General features: G+C 47.5%; 3 protein-coding genes. 1 reads left to right on the top strand and 2 read right to left on the bottom strand.

All coding sequences use genetic code 11. From position 1 onward, the window contains the following. The coding region (locus GY843_RS05885; protein WP_297307487.1) for an AAA family ATPase at window positions 1-5,570 on the bottom strand (5,570 nt) is incomplete at its 3' end. Continuing rightward, complete coding sequence (gene torR / locus GY843_RS05880) at window positions 5,571-6,296, bottom strand: two-component system response regulator TorR (RefSeq protein WP_297307485.1); 726 nt, start codon at window positions 6,294-6,296, stop codon at window positions 5,571-5,573. 291 nt (window positions 6,297-6,587) lie between these two features. Here torR and peaA point away from each other — a divergent pair, with 291 nt between their 5' ends. Next, a complete protein-coding gene (gene peaA / locus GY843_RS05875; protein ID WP_297307483.1) occupies window positions 6,588-8,183 on the top strand; it encodes a quinohemoprotein amine dehydrogenase subunit alpha in 1,596 nt (531 codons plus the stop codon). Window positions 8,184-8,223 lie beyond the last annotated feature (40 nt).

The following is an 8,223-nucleotide window of genomic DNA, read 5'->3' as shown; positions in this document are numbered from 1 at the left end:
TTGGCGGCAAACTGTTTTGTTTCAGCCTGGTCGGGTAGCTCAGTAGCTACAGGGTAAGTGAGTTCAAACCAGAATGTGGTGCCTTTCCCTTCTTCACTCTGGCAGACGATCTGTCCTCCAAGGTGTTCGATAATCTGTTTAGTGATTGCTAAGCCAAGACCCGTTCCACCATAGCGACGCGTGATAGAACTGTCTGCCTGAGTAAAGTGTTGGAAGATCTTGTCTTGTGCCGATTCTGCTATCCCGATACCGGTATCTTCGATACTGAAGCGCAGCGTTATTCCCTGAGAGTCAGTTTTGATTTTCTCTGCACAGAGTCGAATGTACCCTTCGTGGGTAAATTTGAGTGCGTTGGAGAATAGGTTGATCAGGATCTGGTTGAGGACCTGTTTATCACCCATCACGTTTGGCAGAGATCGGTCGATAGCGGGAACAATCTGCAGTGACTTTTCCTGCGCTACAGGCAGGAACAGGTTGTAGATCTCATCCAGAACCTCCTGTATCAGGAACGGTTTCTGCTCCTGTGCTAACTGACCAGACTCGATTTTTGAGTAGTCGAGAATATTGTTCAGTATCGATAGCAGGGACTGACCTGCGCTGTAGATGGTATCTATCTGCTCTTGCTGTTCCTGAGTCAGTTCACCTTTTTGCAGCAGTTGAGCCATGCCTAGAATACCATTCATTGGGGTACGGATCTCATGGCTCATGGTAGCCAGGAACAGGGACTTAGCTTCATTCTCTGCTTCTGCCTCATGCCGAGCCTGCTCAGCCACCTCTTTAGCTTTACGTTCACTGATATCGGTGAGCGAGCCCTCGTAATACTCTTTGTCACCGCCAGGTGTCAGAACCTTGCGTGCTGAGATAGAAACATAAACCGGGTTGCCGTTTTTCATGCGCCAGCGGGTTTCGAAATTCATCACCTGGTTTTCATTTTCCAGCTGGTCCAGGAACTGATAACGCTCCTCCTCATCATAGAAACACTGGCTGGCGATATCGGTTATCGCGGCATCAAACTCTTCACTGTTGTTGTAGCCAAGCAGGTCCGCTAATGCCGGGTTGGCTGATATAAAACGCCCATCCGGCGAGGCTCGGAAGATGCCTTCCACAGCGTTAAGGAAGAGGGATTTATAGTCGTACTCTGATTCTTCCAGACTCTGGTAGAGCTTGGCGTTTTCAATAGAGATCGCTGCCTGGGATGCAAGTACCTGAAGAGTTTCAAGACGGTTGCGGTCAAACACATCGCTACTTTGGTTGTTTTCCAGATAGAGAATCGCAGTCAGTTCCCCGTGGTACAGAATCGGCAGCGCCAGAAGTGATAGTGGCTGAGCCTTCTGTACATAATGATCCTGCTGGAACATCTCATGTTTGCTGGCGTTGCCCAATACCACGTTTTCTTTGGTGCGAGCCACGTAATGGATAATGCTGGTGGGCAATAGGTCTCGGGCCTGATTCAAAGGCATATCATCGTAGAAGCGAGTTTCCTCTTCCAGGGAGGCTTCAGCAGCGACAGCCAAAGTCTTGTGGTTAAGCAGTAGTACTGCTCTTTGTGCCCCAGCATTGATAATGGCTAACCTGATCAGGGTAGAGAGCAACGGTTCAAGCATGATTTCATCAGAAATAGCTTGAGAGGCCTGAATAACTGAAGCGATATCGTAAGCCTGACTCGGCAGTTGTTCTGTTGCCGGGCTATCAACTTCCTCGGTCGTTTCTGTTGGATGTGTCGAGAAGCGTAGGAAATTGTGTTCACGCTCAAGTTGCCGTTGTTTACTCAGAGCGCCCCAATCTGTGTAGGCTTTATATGCTTGAGAAATGTAATGCTGGAACAGCGGCTCTTTGTTCCATTTTTGATAGCAGTATGCTGTCAGCTCCAGGGATAGGGCATGATCCAACTGGAAGGAGTTTTGTTTAGCGCCCTCAATAGCCCGGTCATAATAATCGATAGCTGTACTGTATTTCTGCTCAAACGTGAGTAGCAAAGCCGTGACCAGATCTTTATGGTGCTGATGGTTTTCAGGCGAATGCTGGCAGAGAGGTTCTACAGATTTCAGATAGCGTTTAATTCTTTTTAAACGGTTTGATTGCTCCAAAATACTGGTCTGATCAAGCAGCAGTAGATTATTTAGAGCATCTAGATAACCGAGATAGGGACCCGTGTATGTGCCGCTAATATAGGGTGCATACTCAATAGCTTGCTGACAGAATGTTTCAGTCTGAACGTAATCACGGTGCAGGAAGGTTAGCAGTGCTTTGTAAAAGTAGTGCAGGCAGATTGCGGTTTTATGATTATGGGTCTGGTGCTCGGTCAGCATCTCCTGTTCAGAGTAGAACTGCCCATCAAGTCCGGTAGGAACTTCAGACTGCAAGAGCGATTCCACGGTCTGCTGGGTCATCAGTGTGTATTGCAATGATTGCTTCTGACCAAATTCGCGTAGTTGCAGGCAGTAATTTTTTATCCCACCTGCCAGTTGTTTCAGGTTTGGGTTAAGGCAGAAATCGTATTGGATAAATGCAGCCAGAGAATAAGCGCTCCATTCAATATCCCCACTTTCCTGAGCCTTAAGGTAGGACTCATACAGGCTGTCAGCACACGCTTTTAAAGGTTCTGCATAATGCCGAATATAAGCGTTATGCAGGTACATTGGTTTATGTTCAGTCTGTGGACTGAGTTTTTCACTGAGTTGAATCGATAGCTTACCTAAACGATAGCCTTGCTCGATATTCTGGTATTTACCGCACAGCACCCCACCGTAACCCGCAAATGCCATAGCAGATTCATGGCTAAGGCCATGTTTTAGAGTCAGTTCTACCTCTTTAGCCATCACCAGTGGACGTAGCCCTGAACTGGAAAATTTTACGACACCAAACATGTTAGCCAAAAGCGACATAGCAGCGACTTTGTCGTTCTGCTGCATTACAGGTAGCTGCAATATGCGGTTATCAGAGAAACGCTGCAGAAGAAAACGGGTTTTGATCAGGCTGATATTAATCGCGGTATTACTAGGCGTTCTGGGCAGAGGAATATGTAACTGTTCGAAGAGTTCCAGAGCAAGATTAAGTGCTTCATCAAAGCGGTTTTGTGCAACCAGTGCCTGAATACGTAGCTCATCAAGATGTACTCGGCTCTGCAACGATTCACAATGAAGCAAAGCTTGGTCGATTAGCTTATTCATGCCGTCAAAGTCGGCAAGAATATAAGCGGTTTCAGCTGCATGCCTATGAAGGTCATTCATGAGCTGAAAATCAGTTTGCCAGGTATCGAATTCTAGTAACTTCAAACCCTGCTGGAAGTAGCCAAAGGCCGACTCAAATGCAGCTGACTCGCGGGCACGCACGCCAGTTTCCAGATTCAACTGGGCTAGTTCTATACGTTCAGAGTCCGATTGAATCAGGTCTTGGGCCTGATTCAGGTGGTTGGTAATATCAAATTGCCTACGTCCCCGAGTCTCCTGCGGGAAACTTTGCTTAAGCACATGACCAATCTGGTAGTGAAGCTGGGGTAGATCTGATTGCTCAATCAGAGAGTATGCGGCTTGTTGTACCCGGTCGTGGATAAAGCGAAAACGTACATCACTTTCTGCAGGTGTTTGTAGGAACTGTTCGCCCGGCTGTAAGGGGAGCAGCAGTCCTTCGTTGAGTGCCAACCACAGACTTGATGCGGTTTGTTCTGTAGTGAGATGGCAGGTGGTAGCCAACACTTGTAGTGAGAATGGGTTACCTATACATGCTGCTGTTCTTAACAGAGTCTGAGTCTTCTGCGGGAAGCGCTGCAGCTTATCCACCATAAACTCAATAACGTTATCTGTGATCTGGCAGGTCTGTATTTTTTGCTCATCCCAGCACCATTGATTGTCCCGAAAATAGATCAGCTCCTGTTCGTACAGATCAAGTAGGAACTGGTTCAGAAAGAAAGGGTTTCCCTGGGTTTTCTCGTAGCATATCTGAGCCAGAGCATTACATTCTGTAGCATCTTTACTCAGAGTGTCAGCAATCAACTGACGTATATCCGCAGCCACCAGAGGTTGTATCTCTAGCTCACGTACATTGACCGGAGAGGTCCTAAGGTGCTCAAGCGTCAGTCTGAAAGGATGGTTGGAGCTGAGATTCTGGGTGCGGTAACTACCAATAATCAGCAGATGAGGGTGTTGTGGATTATTAGCCAGTTTCTCCAACAGTTTTAGCGAAGATAGATCGGCCCAGTGTAGATCATCAAAGAACAGCACCAGTGGGTGTTGTTCAGTTGCCAGCACTTTTAACATCTGGCGGATAATGTGAGAGAAGCGGTGCTGCTCTTCCGAAGGAGACAGGGTTGGAGCAGTTTCCTGCTCGCCTAGAATCAGTTCCAGCTCAGGTATAAGGCGGAACAGCACTTGAGCATTGCTACCAACAGCATCAAGAAAATCGCTGCGCCACTGCTGTATCTCTTCATCGGATTGGCTCAGCAGCTGACGGATCAACCCTTGCAGGGCTTGGTAAATAGCAGTGTAGGGGCGATTACGATGGTATTGATCGAATTTACCCGCCGCAAAATAGCCATTGTGTTGCAGAATATAATGGCGAATCTCATGCACTGTGCTGGATTTACCCACGCCAGCAAAACCAGAAACCAGGGTTAGCCCTTGCTGGCCTTTGGCTGCATCATCAAAACAACGTTTTAGTTCCTGAATACTTTCTAATCGGCCATAGAGCTTTTGCGGTAGTTCAAAACGTTCAGAGATATCCTGTTGCGCGATTTTGAAGTGAACCGGTTGCTGACTGTTGACCTGCTCAAGGCATAACTCCAGATCGTGACAGATACCGTAACTGGATTGATAACGTTGAGCCGCATCCTTCTCCAGCAGTTTCATTATGATGTGTGAAAGCGGTTCAGGTAGCGCGGTGTTCTGTATGTATGGCTCTATCGGCTGCCTGGCGAGATGGCAGTGAATCAGTTCCAGGCTGTCGTTGGATGTAAAGGGTTGGGAGCCCGTAAAAATTTCATACAGAGTACAGCCCAGGCCGTAATAATCACTGCGGTAGTCAATTACCCGGTTGATACGTCCGGTCTGCTCTGGAGCTATACAAGTCAGGTCTTGCTTGCCATTCAGTGCCGCCTGAAATGAGGGGTGCTCGCGCTTTAAACGTGTACTCAGTGAAAAGTCGATTATCCATACAGTTTGGTATTCCGGACTGATCAGAATGTTCTCTGGACTGATCTGTTTATGAATAATCTGAGCATTATGGATCTGTCGCAATGCTTCAGTTATACGCAGAGCGATTGTTAAGCGCTGTGAATAATCTGGACGTTCCTGCTGCAGCCAGTGCCGTAGGCTGATAGCGCGGTTATCGGCAAAAATTAGTGCTTTGTTTTTTTGTAACTGCTGCATGCCCAGTACTTGCGGTACAGAGGGCAGATTCAGCTGGTCGAGCAGATTGTACTCATGTTGCAAGCGATAGCTGGCATTGGGATCACTGTCGTTGCTGGCTTGTTTAATGATGACCGTAGACTTGTTCTGTTCATCCTTGGCCCGGCTGATTCTACTGTGCGGGCCCTTATGCAGGGTTTCGGAAAAAATCAGGTGGTCTGAGATCATTTAGCCGACCTCACCGGCAAACATATATCCTGCGCCATGAGCAGTTAGTATGAAGTGTGGGTTCGATGGGCTATCACCCAGTTTTCTGCGTAATCGACCCACCATCACATCAACAGAACGGTCATTAGGTGTCCATTCCCGATCATGAATAGCATCCATCAACTGGTCCCTGGATAGGATGGAGCCCGGAGCATTTAGCAGGGCAGTCAGCAGTTTGTATTCCCCTTCAGGTAGACGATCGCTGATCTGGTCTGGAGAGGTGAGCAGGCGCTTGTTAGCGTCTAGTGTCCAGCCTTCAAACAACCATTGCTGGTTACTGCTCTTCTCATTGGTGCGGGCGCTCTGACTATCACGCACACGCCAAAGCAGATTTTTGGCTCTGACCAGCAGTTCCCTGGGGTTGAACGGTTTGGTTACATAGTCATCTGCACCCAGCTCAAGGCCCACTATACGGTCTATTTCGTCGCCTTTACTGGTTACCAGAATTATCCCTACGCTAGATACTGAGCGCAGTTCTCGAGTCAGGGTTAAGCCATCTTTACCGGGCAAATTGATATCCAGCAGAACCAGATCGATCTGATCCTGCTCGACGATCTCACATAGGTTATCTGCCTGCTCGGTTTCAGTAACTTTATAACCTTCTTTGCTCAGGTAGCTGGATAGTAGAGATCGAGATGCAAAATCATCTTCTACAATCAGGATACGGTAAGGGACGTTACTATTCACTTTCATCTACGACTATGTAACTGAATTTCACTTCAGTCTAGCAACGGTGTAAGAGCTTGAAAAGTGATACGGAAATAATAGAAGAATTTATGAAAGTGTTTTAATTTCAGTTGCTTAAGTAATAATAGAAATTCAATGTTACATTTTGTTACATCGATAAACAAAACAACACATCTAAAGGGTACTTTGTTTACATCGCTGGAGTAATTTGAATAAGCCCGAGGAACTGCAGCCAGAGTGGGTTGTTGTTCGGCATAATAAAAATATCACCGAAAGTGGGGAGTGATAGTCTTGAATAAACAAAGCATGAAGCGAGTTCTAAGCTTTGGTGGGGCTGTAGCTTTTCTTGGTTTGGCTGCGCAAGTGTCCGCGATGGATGGGGAGCAGATAATCAAGGACAACTGTTTACAGTGTCACAGCGAAACAGGGGACTCAGCAGCACCGTTTTCCCGTATCAGTCAGCAGCGTAAGACTCCAGAAAGCTGGCAGGCGACCATTAACCGAATGAAAACCCAGCGTGGTTTGAAAATCTCTAAAGCGGACGAGAAAGTATTGTTGAAATACCTCGCCGATAATCAGGGATTGGCGCCATCTGAAACAATGGGTCTGCGTTACGTTCTTGAACGTGAGCCGAACGTTGTTGAGCAGAATGTACCGCAGCATGTTGCTGAGATGTGTCTTGGTTGTCACTCCAGCGCTCGTTCCGGTCTTCAGCGTCGTTCGCAGGATGAGTGGGAGAAGTTGGTCCACTTCCACCTGGGACAGTTCCCAAGTCTGGAGTACACGGCTGGTGCGCGTAACATTCCGTGGTTTGATATCGCAATTAACGATACTTCCAAGAAACTGGCAGCAGATTATCCTCTGAAATCCCAGGCTTGGGATGACTGGAAGAAAGCTGCAAAAGCCGATCTTAAAGGTGATTGGGCGGTAAGTGGTTACATGCCGGATAAAGGTGAGTATTCCGCAACGCTTTCGATCATGCCTAACAAGAAAGATGAATACATCCTGTTGATCAATGGTCACTACGCAGATGGCAGCAAGCTTTCTGGTAGCGGTAGCGCTGTTGTATACAACGGTTATGAGTGGCGTGCGAGCATCATTATTGATGGTCGTGAAATGCGTCAGGTATTCGCTGCATCTGCAGATGGTAAAGCCCTGAGCGGTCGTATGTTCCTAAGCAAGGAAGACGCGATTGGTGGTTATGTAAATGCTAAGAAAGTAGATAAAGCGCCAACAGTGGTCGCGGTTAGCCCAACCTATGTTAAACGTGGCGAAACCACAAAGCTGCGTATTACAGGCACAAATCTGGATACCAACATCGATCTGGGTAAAGGCGTCAAAGCTAAGCTGATGAGCAAAGCTAATGATCACCTGATCGTTGAAGTAACGGTAGATGCTAAAGCAGCTACAGGTGTACGTTCTGTCTCTGTTGCTGGTAGCGAACTGGCAGGTGCTCTGGCTGTTTATGACAAGCTGGCACGTGTTGAAGTGACACCTTCTTACTCCATCGCTCGTGTGGGTGGTGCAGGTGCCGGTTATGACAAAGAGAAATCTCTTTACCGTGCTGTGGGTTACTCCGCAGGTAAGGATGGTAAAGCAGGCACTGCTGATGATGTGAAGCTTGGTTTCATGCCAGCAACCTGGACTCTGCAGCCATTTGATGAAGTAGCAGAGCACGATAACGACCTGAAATATGCGGGTACGATTGATGCCAACGGTATCTTTACGCCAGGTGGTGCAGGTCCGAATGCTGAACGTAAGATGTCTACCAACAACGCAGGTAACCTGAAAGTTATCGGTACTGTTGCAGACGGTGCTAACAAAGTAGCGGGTGAGTCCCAGCTGATTGTTACTGCACCTGATCTGGTTCGTGAATTCATTCGATAACTGAGTGTGATAGCAACCTCAACAGCCCTGAAGGGCATAT

The sequence above is a fragment of the Neptuniibacter sp. genome (genome assembly GCF_024231755.1).
Lineage (GTDB): Bacteria > Pseudomonadota > Gammaproteobacteria > Pseudomonadales > Balneatricaceae > Neptuniibacter.
This window is presented reverse-complemented; position numbering and strand designations above follow the sequence as displayed.